This is a genomic window from Domibacillus tundrae (genome assembly GCF_000970675.1).
Lineage (GTDB): Bacteria > Bacillota > Bacilli > Bacillales > Domibacillaceae > Domibacillus > Domibacillus tundrae.
Genome location: NZ_LAJA01000016.1, coordinates 1 through 14,236 on the forward strand (window position 1 = coordinate 1; position 14,236 = coordinate 14,236).

Below are 14,236 nucleotides of genomic sequence, written 5' to 3' on the forward strand. Positions count from 1 at the left end.
AAGATGACAAGCATCTTATAATAGAAGTTTCTTGCTTAAAACGTTGACGTTTTTATTGATTTTGTTCAGTTTTCAATGTTCAATTCGTTGCTCAGCGGCAACTCTTATATAATACCATTCGCCGTTATGAATGTCAACATCTTTTCAAAATGTTTTCATTCGTGTACTTCTCGTAACGGGCAAGATTTAATTTACCATGCATTAGAACAAAAGGTCAATACTTTTTCTTCTTTTTTTTATTTTTTTTCATATACTTTTTCAAACCACTTTAAAACGGAGGCTGAAGCCCTGATGCCTTGGTTATTTATTCGAATAAAACAGTTGAAATGGACCGCTCTTTTCCTTTGCTCCGCAATCTTTTTTTTAATGATGATTCCTCCTTCTGCTGAACAGCCAGTTGTTTCATTTGTTGATCGTCCTGCCGCTATTTACAAAGGGGACAAGCATATCGCGCTAACTGTAAATGCAGATGATTCTCAAAAGAATGCAGCGAAACTCGCGAAACTATTCATTAAGCACAAGGTAACTGCTTCTTTTTTTGTGACCTCTTCCTGGCTTGAGAAACACCCTAAAACAACCAAGCTTCTTGTTGACCGGGCATTTGATATCGGTGTCCTGCTGACGGATGTTTCGGACGACAAAGCGGTTGAAAAGGAAATTGCTTCTGTCCAAAAAATACTCGGTGCTTATCATAAAGAAGGAAATCTTTATATACGGGCGGCTGAGAATGACGGGGAATTATCGGAAGTTACTGCTTCACGTGGCTATTTGACAGTCCAATGGAGTGTTGATTTAGCAAAGCGGACTCCCACTGATTTTATCCGTCACGTTGAAAAAGGAGATATCGTGCTGCTAAATCCGAAAGAAGATTTGCGCATTACAGAGAAATGGCTGTCTCTTTTAATAAAAAAGGAAGAAGCAGTCAGCTTATCGGAAATGGCAGGTGGAGAGACACGAATTGAGTACATTCCATGAAAAAACCTCAAAAACAGGAAGTTACCCTGCTTTCGAGGTTTTTTGATTGTATTTAGGAAGCATGAGCAGCTGGAAGGCGTTGCAAGGCAGCAGTGTGAAAAGCATTAAGTACAGCCAGCTTTTTTCATTTGCCTGCAGGACAGGAAGCCACTCTAGTGTTGTCACGACGACCATAAAGAAAAGAGCAGCGATAAAGATGTTTTTGCTTTTTCTTTTCGCTTTTATGTAGGCTGTTAAAAATCCGAAAACAAGTAAAATCGCAGCTAGCATTAAGTATGAGCCGAGGTCTTCTCCATTACTGAATACCTTAAAGCGGAAATAAACAAGATCGAACAAAACAACGACGATTAGTGCGAGCTGGATAAAGGTCCAATAAGACCGGAATAAGCCAAGACCAAATTGATGAATCGTCAAATACGCAAAAAAGCCCATCTGGCTGATGACACTAAATGTAAACCCCACTCCAATGAGCCAGGTTAGAACAGATAATACTTCTTTCCATTCCCCATTCGCAAACAGTGGAGAAAATTCATTCCAGCGGATGATAAAGCCTAAAATGCCGGTCACTGCTCCGCCAATCAGCAATGTATGTGTAAAAAAGCGGATCCAATTTCGTATACCCACGCAAAAATCCCCCTGTATATTCTTCTGTTTCGATTGTACCAATACGCACTTTCATGTGCTATGGACATTTTTTGTACATTCATGAAAAAAGCTTCCGGGCTGCTGCCCGGGAGCTTTTAGTTCGATGAAATTTTTTCATCCAGTTTTTTTGCTATATCCTGATAAATAGTCCCGAGTGGATGATCTTCTGCATAAACCGATGGAGCAAAGTCTTCTTCGTTCCAGTCTGGCTGCTGAAGCGGCAGCCGGCCGAGTACCTCCGTACGCAGTTCATCGGCCAGCTTGTCACCGCCCCCGCGTCCAAAAATATATTCTTTTTCTCCTGTTGTTTTGCTTTCGAAGTACGCCATGTTTTCAATGACACCAACAACTTCATGGTCTGTTTGAAGCGCCATTGCACCGGCACGGGCTGCAACAAAGGCGGCAGTCGGATGCGGCGTTGACACAATGACTTCTTTACAATGCGGCAGCATCGTATGTACATCAAGTGCCACATCACCTGTGCCTGGAGGCAAATCAAGAAGCAAATAGTCCAGATCACCCCACTCTACTTCTGAGAAAAAGTTATTCAGCATTTTGCCAAGCATTGGACCACGCCAAACGACCGGTGCGTTATCATCAACGAAAAAGCCCATTGAAATGACTTTGACACCAAAGCGGTCAACTGGAAAAATCTTTTCACCGCGTACAACAGGACGCGTTGTAATGCCCATCATGTCTGGCACGCTAAACCCATAAATATCGGCATCGACAAGTCCGACTTTTTTGCCAAGACGCGCAAGAGATACGGCGAGGTTGACCGATACGGTTGATTTACCAACGCCGCCTTTTCCGCTCGCAATCGCCAAAAAGGTCGTTTCGCTGTTTGGCGACAGAAGACCTTTGTCATTTCCTGCAGCATCTGCCCCACGAAATTTAGCAACCGCTTCTTCAGACAGCTCTTTAAAACGGATTCCAACTGTATCTACACCCGCTTCTTTTAGCGAATTGACAATGCGCATTTGCAGCTGGAGCTGTTCCGGCGTGCCTGTTTGCGCGATGGCAATTTTCACACTAACATGGTTTTTTTCTTCTTTGATTGATACTTCTTCAATGCCGCCCGTTTCCGCAAGTTTTTTATGTAAAAATGGGTCTTCAAGGGCATTCACGATTTCGCGTACTTGCGCTTCTGTAATCATGGGGAGCACCATCCTTCGTCTGTATTATTCTCGTTATTTAGTATAACATACTCATTTCAGAGAAGGATGGAAAACGGTTACTCCCGGGTTAAATAGCGCAGGATTCCACGAGAAATGGAGGCTGCTGTTTTCTCCTGATAGTCTGCACTTTCTAACAGCCGACGTTCAGCGGGATTAGATAAAAAGCCGATCTCAACAAGTACACCTGGCACATCTGCTTCTTTTAAAATATAAACGTGGCCGATCTCAGCCGGCTGCCGGTCTGTGTTTTCCAAATTGCCGGTTAGTTCTTTTTGTATATCCACCGCAATCTGTTTATTATCCGGCAGATGGGGAGAATAAAAGGTTTGCGCACCCCGCCACTGTTCTGTCGGAATCGCATTTAGATGGATGCTGATAAATAAATCTGCATCCGAATCATTAATGAGCTGCTTTCTTTTTTTCAAATCTTCTGTTTTGCGGGTCCGAATGATTTTCGTTTCGTCCTGTGCCAAATCTTTATCTTCTTCCCTCGTCATTAACACGACTGCCCCCTGCCCGTTTAAAAACTCCCGCAGCTTTTCTGATACGGATAGCGCGATATCTTTTTCAAGCGCCGGTTCACTTCCTGCACCCCCATCTATGCCCCCGTGCCCCGGATCAATCATAATCGTCATGCCGGCAAGCGGCGGACGCCACGCATTAAAAGCCGGCTTCACATCGTTATATACAAAAGCGGCAATTGCCGCGAGTATGACAATGAACAAGATCTTTTTCATCGTCTCGCCTCCTGTCACAACCACTATATGAGTGAACAGCTCCACAAATGAAAAAAATCCTCTCTCCAAATGGAGAAAGGATTTTCAAACGTACTATTAACGTTTTGAGAACTGAGGTGCGCGACGAGCGCCTTTAAGACCGTATTTTTTACGTTCTTTCGCACGTGCATCACGAGTAAGGTAGCCAGCACGTTTAAGTGTTGAACGGAATTCCGGATCAGCTTGCAGAAGAGCGCGGGCGATACCGTGACGGATCGCTCCTGCCTGGCCTGTGTAGCCGCCTCCGTTTACATTTACGTGTACATCATAGCTGTTTACTGTTTCAGTCGCAACGAGCGGCTGGTTGATCACAGTGCGCAGCGCTTCGAATGGGATATAATCTTCAGCAGTACGGCCGTTGATGATGATTTTACCTTCGCCTGGTAAGAGACGTACGCGGGCTACTGAACTTTTACGGCGTCCTGTGCCTAAGTATTGAACTTGTGACAATGTCATTTCCTCCTTTTAATAATTAAAATTATCCGCGAAGTTCGTAAACTTCTGGTTGTTGTGCTTCATGTTTATGTTCTGCTCCAGCGTAAACGTGAAGTTTTTTGAACATTTGACGGCCTAAAGAACCTTTTGGAAGCATGCCTTTAATAGCAAGCTCAAGCATTCTTTCAGGGTTTTTATCACGCATTTGACCTGCAGTAGTTGTTTTCAAACCACCTGGATACATGCTGTGACGGTAGTAAATTTTCCCTTGAAGTTTGTTGCCTGTTAATTCGATTTTAGACGCATTAAGAATAATAACGTTATCGCCAGTGTCAACGTGTGGTGTGAAAGTTGGTTTATGTTTGCCGCGCAAAATAGATGCTACTTCGCTTGAAAGCCGGCCCAATGTTTTGCCTTCAGCATCGATCACGAACCATTTACGCTCGATTTCGCTTGCTTTAGCCATATAAGTCGTACGCATTATTTACCCTCCTGATTTGTTTATGTTTTACGGTTCCATGTATTTATATCACGATTAACTTTCCGGGGCTGATCGTGGGGTCAAATAACATACCATATGCTATAATATACCGCCTGCTAGTCAATGTCAAGACAAAATGCAACACTTGGTGAAGTTGTCACGAAGAAGTTCTAAGAGAAACAACTTTTGGCGTTAAAAAGACATTCTCTCATGCTGCCTGCCGGCAAATCCGTAAAGTGATTATTCATAGAATACTTCCCAAAGATAAAGCCCTTCGGCAGGTGCGGTCTGGGGAGCACAGTTCCGGTCACGCTCCGTTAAAATACGTGCGACGTCTTCCGGCTCCAGCCGGCCGTTGCCCACTTTAATAAGTGTTCCAACCATGATCCGAACCATATTGTATAAAAAACCCGTGCCTTTGAACCGAATTTCAAGATCGTCACCCTGTTCGAAAAATGAAATATCTGTGACAGTTCGTACTTTGTTTTCTTTATCGCTTTTCGTGGAGCAAAAAGACGTAAAATCATGCTCTCCCAGTAAGTGAACAGCTGCTTTTTTCATCCGCTCTACCTCAAGCTGGTGCGGATAATGGTGTGCATATACCGTACGGAATGGATCGCGGTAGCGCGTGCGGTAAATACGATACCGATATTCCTTGCCCGTAACCGAATAACGGGCATGAAACTCATCAAGCACTTCTTCCGTCCGCTTAACCGATATATCGCTTGGCAGCTCGCCGTTCAATGCACGGGCCCACCGCTCCGCCGGCATCGTAATGAGTGTATCAAAATGAACGACCTGTCCCATCGCGTGCACACCGGCGTCTGTCCGGCCAGAGGCATGCGTTTTAACCGGCACTTTTTTATGAATCTTCCAGAGCGCCTTCTCTAACTCCTGTTGCACAGTCCGGTCTTTCGGCTGCGACTGATAGCCGGAGAAGCGCGATCCGTCATACATAAGCTCACATTTAATTCGTTTCACGCTCATCCTCCTATCAGCTTCTCAGCATAAATAATGCGCCGGCCAGCACAGCAAGAAGCAGCAGCGCCCCTGTATCACGCACATGCCACGCCAAAACGCGGTATTTCGTCCGGCCCTCGCCGCCTTTATAACCACGGGCTTCCATTGCGACCGCGAGCTCCTCCGCCCGCTTAAACGCACTGACAAAAAGGGGAATTAAAAGTGGAATAACCGCCTTTACCCGATTGGCTATCGAACCGCTCGTAAAATCAGCACCACGGGCCATTTGCGCTTTCATAATCTTATCCGTTTCATCCAGAAGCGTTGGAATGAACCGAAGTGAGATTGACATCATCAGCGCAAGCTCATGGACCGGCACTTTGATTTTTTTAAGCGGACCGAATAATGACTCAATTCCATCTGTGACTGAGATGGGCGGTGTCGTCAGCGTCAAAAGAGAGGTCACCAGAATCAATAGGAAAAACCGTAATGAAATAAAAACCCCTTTGATGACGCCGCCTTCGTAAATGCTTAAAAAGCCAACCTGCGCCAGAATCTCTCCTTCTTTCGTAAAAAACACATGCAGAAAAAAAGTAAACAAAATAAGCAGAATCACCGGCTTTAAACCGGCAATTAAAAACCGGAGCTTTACGTTCGATAAAAAAACAATTAAAAGTGTAAAAGCGCCCAGCAGCGCATATGTTGCGACGTTGTTAGCCACAAAGACAATTAAAACAAAACCGAAAATAAATAACAGCTTTGCCCGTGGGTCCATCCGGTGCACAACCGAATCCGCCGGTAAATAGCGCCCTAAAATTATTTTCTCCATCATTGGCGATCACCACGCAGACGGCGGATTTCTTGTGCCAATTCTTCTGGAGTCAAACAAAGATGCTTCAGTGGATAACCCAGTTTTTCTTCAAATAAATGCTGGAAGCGGATTGTTTCCGGCACATCGAGTCCAATCGCTGTTAAACTGTCACGGTCGCTGAAAATATCACGGGGTGTGCCCGTTTTATACACACGCCCTTTATGCATCATGACAATGCGATCCGCATAACGGGCCGCGTCTTCCATACTGTGCGTGACAAGAACACACGTCAGTCCATTTTTCTTTTGAAGTGAAGCGAACATTTCCATCATGTCTAACCGGCCGCGAGGATCAAGTCCTGCTGTCGGCTCATCCAGCACGAGCACATCCGGTTTCATCGCCAGTACGCCGGCGATCGCCACACGTCTCATTTGTCCGCCTGACAGGTCAAAGGGGGACCGCTCCAGGACATTCTCCGGCAGTCCAACGAGACGAATAGCATCACGGGCACGCTGCTTCGCCTGTTCTTCCTGTACACCAAAATTCATCGGGCCAAAACAAATATCTTTCTCAACTGTTTCTTCAAACAGCTGATGCTCCGGGAATTGAAAAACAATGCCAACGCGGCGTCGGATCTCTTTTAAGTTTTTTTCTTTCCGGCCGGCAGCAATGGTTCGGCTGCCAATATCTATTTCACCTTTTAGCGGTTTTAACAGTACGTTTAAATGCTGAAGGACGGTTGATTTGCCGGAGCCTGTATGGCCGATAATCGCCACATATTCACCAGACGGAATGTGAAATGAAACATCTGTTATAGCCATCCGTTCAAACGGCGTACCCGCTGCATACCGGTATTCTACTTCGTGAAGTTTAATGTCCATACATCTCTCACCAGCTCTTCTTCATTAAAATGTCGCTGCGTCAGCAACAGTCCTTCATCCGCCAGCAGCTGACTCATCCGAACTGAAAACGGCACACCAAGGCCAAGTTGAAGCAATTCCTGGTCCATCTGAAAAATCTCTTGTGGTGTCCCTTCCGTGTATACGCTGCCTTCGTTCAGCACAACAACCCGATCCGCTTTTGCCGCTTCTTCAAGATCATGTGTAATCGAAATCACAGTCAATCCTTCTTTTTCTTTTAGTTCACGAATCGTGTCCATTACTTCATCACGTCCTAGCGGATCAAGCATCGAGGTTGCTTCATCAAGCAAAATAATGTCCGGGCGCAGTGCGATCACGCTCGCAATCGCCACCCGCTGCTTTTGGCCGCCAGAAAGATGATGGGGCTCTTGATTCAGAAAGGCCGTCATGCCGACTTTTTGGAGTGCCGTCAGCACACGTTCCTTCATCTTCGTCTGTTCAACACCGTTGTTTTCTAACCCAAAAGCCACATCATCCTGCACCGTTGTGCCGACGAATTGATTATCTGGATTTTGAAAAACCATTCCGAGCTTTTCACGTATCGCCCAAACGTTATCTTCTGAGAGTGTCAATCCACCAATTGTAACCTGTCCTGTTTGCGGATAGTGAAGTCCATTCAGCATCTTTGCCAGCGTCGACTTTCCTGACCCATTATGACCGACGATTGCCAGCCATTCGCCGCGCTGTACACGCAATGATACGTCTTGAAGTGCAAAAGCTGTTTGATCCGGATATTGAAATGATACGTCTTGAATGGAAATCACCATTTCACCCAAGCTGACCCCTCCTATTTTCGGCAAAAACAAAAAAAGCCCGCACCCCGAGCCGAAGAAACGTTCTCTTCTTGCTTGCTGCTGTCCGCAGCGTGGCAGGGGGTGCATGAGCTAGACGGGACGCACGTGAAGCGTAAAAAAGGTACGCCCATCGTAACGCTCTAAGCTTGTTGATAGAAAAGCGCAAGGCGGCCGCCCAGGACCGCGTATGGTCGAGGGACTGGCTTGCCTGAAGCTGGACAATGTCCCAAAAAATACGCTTTATTTGAGTATAAAAAAAGGGCAAAACAAAGCAACGTTCGTTTTGTTCTGCCCATTTCGCGGTCTTATTGGCTTATACTAGCTCAATAATCACCATTGGTGCACCATCGCCGCGGCGTGGACCGACTTTCATAATACGAGTATAGCCACCTTGACGCTCTGTATAGCGTGGAGCTACATCATCAAACAATTTTTGAAGAGCGTATACAGGCTGCTCTTTCATTTTGCCTTTTTTCTCTACTTCTACAGTAGAAGCGACTTCGTGACGAATGAATGCAGCAGCCTGACGGCGGGCATGCAAGTCACCACGTTTACCGAGTGTAATCATTTTTTCTACAACTGAGCGCAATTCTTTTGCACGTGCTTCAGTCGTTTCAATGCGTTCGCTGATGATAAGATCTGTTGTCAAATCACGAAGCATTGCTTTGCGCTGAGCGCTTGTACGTCCTAGCTTTCTGTAAGCCATGAAGATACCCTCCTTTATTGATGTCGTTTAGTCAATCAATCTTCTTTTCGTAAGCCGAGGCCAAGCTCGTCCAGTTTCGCTTTTACTTCTTCAAGTGATTTACGGCCAAGGTTGCGGACTTTCATCATGTCGTCCTCGCTCTTGTTCGCAAGTTCTTGAACAGTATTAATACCAGCGCGTTTTAAGCAGTTGTAAGAACGGACAGATAGATCAAGTTCTTCGATCGTCATCTCAAGTACTTTTTCTTTCTGGTCTTCTTCTTTTTCTACCATAATTTCCGCATGCTGTGCTTCATCTGTTAATCCTACGAAAATGTTAAGATGTTCATTTAAAATTTTCGCACCTAAAGAAATCGCTTCTTTCGGTCCGATGCTGCCATCTGTCCAAACGTCCAGTGACAATTTATCAAAGTTTGAAAGCTGCCCGACACGAGTGTTTTCCACTTGGAAGTTCACACGCGATACAGGTGTATAGATGGAGTCGATCGCAATGACGCCGATTGGATGATCTTCTTTTTTGTTGTGATCAGCCCGGTTGTACCCTCTGCCGCGTTGTGCCGTCAAGCGCATACGGAAATTGGCGTTTTCGCCCAATGTCGCAATATGCAGATCAGGATTTAAAATTTCCACATCGCTGTCATGAGTAATGTCGGCAGCCGTTACCGTTCCTGGACCTTGAACATCAATTTCAAGCGTTTTTTCCTCATCGGAATAAATCTTAAGCGCTAATTTTTTAATGTTCAAAATGATCGACGTAACATCTTCTACGACGCCTTCAATTGTTGAGAATTCGTGAAGTACACCATCAATCTGAATGGCTGTCACTGCGGCACCCGGAAGTGAAGATAATAAAATACGACGCAAGGAGTTCCCTAGAGTTGTACCATATCCGCGTTCAAGTGGTTCCACGACGAACTTTCCAAACGTAGCATCATCGCTGATCTCAACCGTTTCGATTTTTGGCTTTTCAATTTCGATCATTCCATTTTCCCTCCTTGAATACGTCGAAATTCCGGTAACCCGAAATTCCCCATGTTTACCATTCCCGATTTTACAAAGCAAGTGGTCAATTCCTGAATCAAAACAGTCAATTTTCCATTATAACCGGAATAGTTCTCCTTTATGCAGGAAGATTAAACACGACGACGTTTTGGAGGACGGCAGCCATTGTGAGGTACAGGCGTTACATCTTTAATTGCAGTAACTTCCAAACCTGCTGCTTGAAGCGCACGAATAGCAGCTTCACGGCCTGAACCAGGACCTTTTACTGTTACTTCAAGAGTTTTCATACCATGTTCGATTGATGCTTTAGCAGCTGTTTCAGCAGCCATTTGAGCAGCAAACGGAGTGGATTTACGTGATCCTCTGAAACCAAGGGAACCTGCACTTGACCAAGATAGAGCGTTACCGTGAACGTCTGTAATAGTGACAATTGTGTTGTTGAACGTTGAGCGGATGTGAGCAATACCAGATTCGATATTCTTTTTCACACGACGCTTACGAGTTTGTTGTTTACGAGCCATGTCTTAAATCTGCCTCCTTTACCAATTATTTTTTCTTGTTCGCTACAGTTTTACGCGGGCCTTTACGAGTACGCGCGTTATTTTTCGTGTTCTGTCCACGTACTGGAAGTCCACGGCGATGACGGATACCACGGAATGAACCGATTTCCATCAAACGTTTAATGTTAAGAGATACTTCACGACGAAGGTCACCCTCTACTTTCAAGCGGTCAACGATTTCACGGATTTTGTTTAATTCATCTTCCGTTAAATCGCGTACACGAGTGTCTTGAGAAACGCCTGCTTCTTCAAGAATTTGTTCAGCAGTTGGTCTGCCAATTCCAAAAATATAAGTTAACGAGATAACTACACGCTTTTCGCGTGGAATATCAACACCTGCTACACGTGCCATAAAATGTGCACCTCCCTTTAATATTAGCCTTGTTTTTGTTTATGCTTAGGGTTTTCACAAATAACCATAACTTTGCCGCGTCTGCGAATGACTTTGCATTTCTCACAGATTGGCTTAACTGATGGTCTTACTTTCATTTCTCCAACCTCCTTCATAGTCCGGAGCGCCATATATGTTATTTGTAACGGTACGTGATCCGTCCGCGTGTTAAGTCATACGGTGAAAGTTCTACTGTTACTTTATCACCAGGCAAGATACGGATAAAGTGCATACGGATTTTGCCTGAAACATGCGCTAAAATAGTATGCCCATTTTCCAATTCTACCTTAAACATGGCGTTTGGCAAAGTTTCAGTGACTTTACCTTCAATTTCAATTACATCGTCTTTCGCCATTTAGTTCGTCTCCCTTCACTTTTCATCCCGTCTGGCGGATGCCTAGACTTTCGTCAAAATGTCGAAGCCCGTTTCGGTTATCGCAATTGTATGTTCAAAATGAGCACACATTTTTCCATCCTGTGTAACGACAGTCCAATTATCCTCAAGTGTTTTTACGTAACGACGACCGGCATTGACCATCGGTTCGATCGCGAGCACCATACCGGGTTTTAGTACCGGTCCTTTTCCCGGCGGACCGTAATGAGGAATTTGTGGTGCCTCATGGAGGTTCTGCCCGACACCATGCCCAACATACTCACGAACGATTGAAAAGCCATTCGATTCCACATACGTTTGAATCGCATGGGAGATGGTTGAAAGACGTTCATCCGGTTTCGCTTCATTGAGTCCGATGTAAAGCGATTCCTCTGTTACGTCGAGAAGCTTCTCCGTCTCAGGTGCAATCCGGCCGACAGCGTATGTCCAGGCCGAGTCGCCATGATACCCTTTATAATAAGCGCCGATATCAATGCTGATAATGTCGCCTTCTTTTAATGTGCGGCTGCCGGGAATCCCGTGCACAAGCTCTTCATTAACCGAAGCGCAAATGCTGCCGGGAAAACCATTATACCCTTTAAAAGAAGGTGCTGCCTCCATGCTTCGAATGAACGTTTCCGCAACAGCATCCAGCTCCATCGTACTTATCCCGGGAGAGATATGGTTTTGCAGTTCCTGATGTGTAAGCGCGACAATACGCCCCGCTTCTTTCATAATCTCCAGTTCACGAGGGGTTTTACAAATGATCATTAGTTACGAAGACCTTTCAGGAGTGCTTCAATGTCTTCAAAAACAATATTGATGTCCTTCTGGCCGTTAATGTTTTTCAAATAACCTTTTTCGCGATAGAAAGCAAGCAATGGTGCTGTTTGTTTTACATTCACGTCAAGGCGGTTTTGAACCGTTTCCGCATTATCATCTGCACGTTGATATAATTCTCCGCCGCAACGGTCGCATTTATCTTCCTGAGATGGCGGATTGAATTCCAGATGATATGTTGCACCACAGCTTTTGCAAATGCGGCGGCCTGTTAAGCGGCCCATCAAAATGTTTTGGTCAACCTCAACATTAATGACGTAATCAATTTTACGGTTAAGGCCGGCAAGAATATCTTCGAGCGCTTCTGCCTGCGCTACTGTACGTGGGAAGCCGTCTAAAAGAAAGCCTTCTGCACAGTCCGCTTTTGCAAGACGTTCGTTGACAATGCCAATCGTCACTTCATCCGGAACGAGTTCACCTTTGTCCATAAATGATTTTGCTTTTAAGCCAAGCTCTGTTTCATCCTTCATTGCAGCACGGAACATGTCCCCTGTTGAAATGTGCGGCACGCCGTACTTTTCAACAATTTTCTCTGCCTGAGTCCCTTTACCGGCACCAGGCAATCCCATTAACACGAGATTCATCGATATACCCCCTCAGTCTGATTGAGTGAAGTGAATCACACTTCTCACCTTGCTTACTTCATAAAGCCTTTATAATGACGCTTTACAAGTTGTGCTTCAAGCTGCTTCATTGTTTCAAGTGCCACACCGACGACGATCAAAAGACTAGTACCGCCGATTTGTGCCGCTGGTGGAAGACCCGCGAATTGAATGAAGAAAACAGGCAGCACAGCAACGGCTGAAAGGAAAATTGCACCGACAAAAGTCAGACGGTAAAGCACGTTTGTCAAATAATCCTGTGTGTTCTTCCCGGGGCGAATGCCCGGAATATATCCACCCTGTTTTTTCAAGTTATCAGCAACTTGTTCAGGGTTTACTTGAATGAAAGCATAGAAATAGGTAAACGCAACAATCAATGCAACGTAGATCGCCATGCCGACCGGTTTCGTATAGTCAAAGATATTCTGAATGGTTGTCGTCACATCATTTGAACCAAAAAACGAACCAATAGTCTGCGGTGTGATCAAGAACGAGATCGCAAAGATAACCGGAATAACACCCGCTGCGTTTACTTTCAATGGAAGATGAGTCGACTGGCCGCCAACCGGTGCCATGCCGCCACCTGCCCCAACACGTTTCGCGTATTGAATCGGGATTTTCCGCAGCGCCTGCTGGAAGAAAATAACCCCAACGACAATCGCCAGTACCGCAAGTAAAATCAAAAGAAGAACAACAATACGCAGGAAGAGCTGATCGCCCGCCCCTTCAATTTGCTGTGCGTAAATTTGGTTTACTGCTCCTGGAATGGCCGCCACAATTCCGGCGAAAATGATAATCGAAATTCCGTTGCCGACTCCTTTTGCTGTGATTTGTTCACCAAGCCACATAAGAAAAGCAGTACCCGCGGTCAACACTAATGCAATAAGCATATAGCCGCCAACGCTGCTGTTTTCGACAAGTAATCCGCCATATAAACGGTTAAATCCATATGACATTCCAAAACCTTGAATGAGGCCGAGCACGATTGTGAAATAGCGGGTAAACTGAGTCAGTTTGCGCCGTCCAACGTCACCTTGCTTCGACCATTCAGTAAATTTAGGAACAACATCCATTTGCAAAAGCTGCACGATAATGGACGCTGTAATGTAAGGCATAATCCCCATCGCGAGAATCGAGAAGTTTTGAAGCGCTCCTCCGCCGAACGTATTAAGGAATCCAATCAGTCCAGCCTGCTCCTGCATGCGGAGAACATCCGCATTAACATAAGGAACAGGAATGAATGTGCCGATCCGGAACACGATTAACATAAGGAGGGTGAATATAATTTTGTTTCTTATATCACCCACACGCATAAAATTGGAGATTGTGCGAAACATTAGATCACCTCAATCTTACCGCCAGCCGCTTCAATTGCTTCTTTCGCAGCAGCAGAGAATTTGTGCGCTTTAACAGAAAGCTTTTTCTCTACGTTGCCGTTCGCAAGAATTTTAATTCCTGCTTTTTCGCTTTTCACGATGCCGCTTTCGATAAGAAGTTCAGGTGTAACTTCTGTTCCTTCTTCGAAACGATTCAATGTATCGATGTTTACAACTGCATATTCTTTACGGTTTACGTTTGTAAAGCCGCGTTTTGGAAGACGACGGAATAAAGGAGTTTGTCCACCCTCAAATCCAAGACGGACACCACCGCCTGAACGTGATTTCTGACCTTTAGTACCTCTACCAGCAGTTTTACCGTTACCTGAACCTGTACCGCGTCCAACACGGTTGCGTTCTTTGCGGGAACCTGCAGCTGGTTTCAATTCATGAAGTTTCATGCTCTTGCACC

20 protein-coding genes are annotated in these 14,236 nt (G+C 45.2%); 1 reads left to right on the plus strand and 19 read right to left on the minus strand.

All coding sequences use genetic code 11. The features are described from left to right. Positions 1-291: 291 nt before the first annotated feature. Positions 292-975 carry a polysaccharide deacetylase family protein gene (locus tag VQ00_RS13390; RefSeq protein WP_046180656.1) on the plus strand — a complete coding sequence of 228 codons (684 nt, stop codon included), beginning with the start codon at positions 292-294 and terminating at the stop codon, positions 973-975. Between the two features lie 21 nt (positions 976-996). Here VQ00_RS13390 and VQ00_RS13395 read toward each other — a convergent pair whose 3' ends face one another. The 19 genes from VQ00_RS13395 to rplO form a co-directional block, all read right to left on the minus strand. Beyond that, complete coding sequence (locus tag VQ00_RS13395; RefSeq protein WP_046180657.1) at positions 997-1,599, minus strand: KinB-signaling pathway activation protein; 603 nt, start codon at positions 1,597-1,599, stop codon at positions 997-999. Between the two features lie 116 nt (positions 1,600-1,715). Beyond that, on the minus strand, positions 1,716-2,777 hold the full coding sequence (locus tag VQ00_RS13400; protein WP_046180658.1) for a P-loop NTPase: 1,062 nt from the start codon (positions 2,775-2,777) through the stop codon (positions 1,716-1,718). Positions 2,778-2,854: 77 nt separating this feature from the next. Continuing rightward, on the minus strand, positions 2,855-3,535 hold the full coding sequence (cwlD, locus tag VQ00_RS13405; protein ID WP_046180659.1) for an N-acetylmuramoyl-L-alanine amidase CwlD: 681 nt from the start codon (positions 3,533-3,535) through the stop codon (positions 2,855-2,857). Positions 3,536-3,631: 96 nt separating this feature from the next. Next, a complete protein-coding gene (rpsI, locus tag VQ00_RS13410; protein ID WP_046180660.1) occupies positions 3,632-4,024 on the minus strand; it encodes a 30S ribosomal protein S9 in 393 nt (130 codons plus the stop codon). 28 nt (positions 4,025-4,052) lie between these two features. After that, on the minus strand, positions 4,053-4,490 hold the full coding sequence (rplM, locus tag VQ00_RS13415) for a 50S ribosomal protein L13 (protein ID WP_046180661.1): 438 nt from the start codon (positions 4,488-4,490) through the stop codon (positions 4,053-4,055). Positions 4,491-4,730: 240 nt separating this feature from the next. Next, entirely contained in the window at positions 4,731-5,471 is a 741-nt protein-coding gene (gene truA, locus VQ00_RS13420) for a tRNA pseudouridine(38-40) synthase TruA (RefSeq protein ID WP_046180662.1), read from the minus strand. 13 nt (positions 5,472-5,484) lie between these two features. After that, positions 5,485-6,282 carry an energy-coupling factor transporter transmembrane component T family protein gene (locus VQ00_RS13425; protein WP_046180663.1) on the minus strand — a complete coding sequence of 266 codons (798 nt, stop codon included), beginning with the start codon at positions 6,280-6,282 and terminating at the stop codon, positions 5,485-5,487. Further along, positions 6,279-7,142 (minus strand): energy-coupling factor ABC transporter ATP-binding protein, encoded by an 864-nt coding sequence (locus VQ00_RS13430; RefSeq protein WP_046180664.1) that lies wholly within the window; start codon positions 7,140-7,142, stop codon positions 6,279-6,281. Before VQ00_RS13430 ends, VQ00_RS13425 begins: the two co-directional genes overlap by 4 nt. Beyond that, the gene (locus VQ00_RS13435; protein WP_046180665.1) at positions 7,118-7,957 is read right to left on the minus strand and encodes an energy-coupling factor ABC transporter ATP-binding protein; all 840 of its coding nucleotides are present in this window, start codon (positions 7,955-7,957) and stop codon (positions 7,118-7,120) included. The genes VQ00_RS13430 and VQ00_RS13435 overlap by 25 nt, the downstream gene beginning before the upstream one ends. A 331-nt stretch (positions 7,958-8,288) precedes the next feature. Next, positions 8,289-8,681, minus strand: a complete 393-nt coding sequence (gene rplQ, locus VQ00_RS13440; RefSeq protein WP_046180666.1) for a 50S ribosomal protein L17 — start codon at positions 8,679-8,681, stop codon at positions 8,289-8,291. Positions 8,682-8,716: 35 nt separating this feature from the next. Beyond that, complete coding sequence (locus VQ00_RS13445; protein WP_046180667.1) at positions 8,717-9,661, minus strand: DNA-directed RNA polymerase subunit alpha; 945 nt, start codon at positions 9,659-9,661, stop codon at positions 8,717-8,719. 152 nt (positions 9,662-9,813) lie between these two features. After that, entirely contained in the window at positions 9,814-10,203 is a 390-nt protein-coding gene (gene rpsK / locus VQ00_RS13450) for a 30S ribosomal protein S11 (RefSeq protein ID WP_046180668.1), read from the minus strand. Positions 10,204-10,228: 25 nt separating this feature from the next. Next, positions 10,229-10,594, minus strand: coding sequence for a 30S ribosomal protein S13 (gene rpsM, locus VQ00_RS13455; protein WP_046180669.1), 366 nt, complete (start codon positions 10,592-10,594; stop codon positions 10,229-10,231). Between the two features lie 23 nt (positions 10,595-10,617). Continuing rightward, on the minus strand, positions 10,618-10,731 hold the full coding sequence (rpmJ, locus tag VQ00_RS13460) for a 50S ribosomal protein L36 (protein ID WP_000868344.1): 114 nt from the start codon (positions 10,729-10,731) through the stop codon (positions 10,618-10,620). Positions 10,732-10,769: 38 nt separating this feature from the next. Beyond that, positions 10,770-10,988, minus strand: a complete 219-nt coding sequence (gene infA / locus VQ00_RS13465; RefSeq protein ID WP_046180670.1) for a translation initiation factor IF-1 — start codon at positions 10,986-10,988, stop codon at positions 10,770-10,772. A 42-nt stretch (positions 10,989-11,030) separates the two neighbouring features. Then, positions 11,031-11,777 carry a type I methionyl aminopeptidase gene (gene map / locus VQ00_RS13470; protein WP_046180671.1) on the minus strand — a complete coding sequence of 249 codons (747 nt, stop codon included), beginning with the start codon at positions 11,775-11,777 and terminating at the stop codon, positions 11,031-11,033. After that, on the minus strand, positions 11,777-12,430 hold the full coding sequence (locus VQ00_RS13475) for an adenylate kinase (RefSeq protein WP_046180672.1): 654 nt from the start codon (positions 12,428-12,430) through the stop codon (positions 11,777-11,779). Before VQ00_RS13475 ends, map begins: the two co-directional genes overlap by 1 nt. A gap of 53 nt (positions 12,431-12,483) precedes the next feature. After that, entirely contained in the window at positions 12,484-13,785 is a 1,302-nt protein-coding gene (gene secY, locus VQ00_RS13480) for a preprotein translocase subunit SecY (protein WP_046180673.1), read from the minus strand. After that, complete coding sequence (gene rplO, locus VQ00_RS13485) at positions 13,785-14,225, minus strand: 50S ribosomal protein L15 (protein WP_046180674.1); 441 nt, start codon at positions 14,223-14,225, stop codon at positions 13,785-13,787. Before rplO ends, secY begins: the two co-directional genes overlap by 1 nt. Positions 14,226-14,236 lie beyond the last annotated feature (11 nt).

Excerpts from the sequence above, each read along its gene's own strand:
- VQ00_RS13425 (WP_046180663.1), bottom strand. The coding sequence starts at position 6,282 with ATGATGGAGAAAATAATTTTAGGGCGCTATTTACCGGCGGATTCGGTT.
- secY (WP_046180673.1), bottom strand. The coding sequence starts at position 13,785 with ATGTTTCGCACAATCTCCAATTTTATGCGTGTGGGTGATATAAGAAAC.
- infA (WP_046180670.1), bottom strand. The coding sequence starts at position 10,988 with ATGGCGAAAGACGATGTAATTGAAATTGAAGGTAAAGTCACTGAAACT.
- map (WP_046180671.1), bottom strand. The coding sequence starts at position 11,777 with ATGATCATTTGTAAAACCCCTCGTGAACTGGAGATTATGAAAGAAGCG.
- VQ00_RS13400 (WP_046180658.1), bottom strand. The coding sequence starts at position 2,777 with ATGATTACAGAAGCGCAAGTACGCGAAATCGTGAATGCCCTTGAAGAC.
- VQ00_RS13390 (WP_046180656.1), top strand. The coding sequence starts at position 292 with ATGCCTTGGTTATTTATTCGAATAAAACAGTTGAAATGGACCGCTCTT.
- rpmJ (WP_000868344.1), bottom strand. The coding sequence starts at position 10,731 with ATGAAAGTAAGACCATCAGTTAAGCCAATCTGTGAGAAATGCAAAGTC.
- rpsM (WP_046180669.1), bottom strand. The coding sequence starts at position 10,594 with ATGGCACGTGTAGCAGGTGTTGATATTCCACGCGAAAAGCGTGTAGTT.
- rplQ (WP_046180666.1), bottom strand. The coding sequence starts at position 8,681 with ATGGCTTACAGAAAGCTAGGACGTACAAGCGCTCAGCGCAAAGCAATG.
- cwlD (WP_046180659.1), bottom strand. The coding sequence starts at position 3,535 with ATGAAAAAGATCTTGTTCATTGTCATACTCGCGGCAATTGCCGCTTTT.
- rplO (WP_046180674.1), bottom strand. The coding sequence starts at position 14,225 with ATGAAACTTCATGAATTGAAACCAGCTGCAGGTTCCCGCAAAGAACGC.
- VQ00_RS13475 (WP_046180672.1), bottom strand. The coding sequence starts at position 12,430 with ATGAATCTCGTGTTAATGGGATTGCCTGGTGCCGGTAAAGGGACTCAG.
- rpsK (WP_046180668.1), bottom strand. The coding sequence starts at position 10,203 with ATGGCTCGTAAACAACAAACTCGTAAGCGTCGTGTGAAAAAGAATATC.
- rplM (WP_046180661.1), bottom strand. The coding sequence starts at position 4,490 with ATGCGTACGACTTATATGGCTAAAGCAAGCGAAATCGAGCGTAAATGG.
- VQ00_RS13430 (WP_046180664.1), bottom strand. The coding sequence starts at position 7,142 with ATGGACATTAAACTTCACGAAGTAGAATACCGGTATGCAGCGGGTACG.
- VQ00_RS13445 (WP_046180667.1), bottom strand. The coding sequence starts at position 9,661 with ATGATCGAAATTGAAAAGCCAAAAATCGAAACGGTTGAGATCAGCGAT.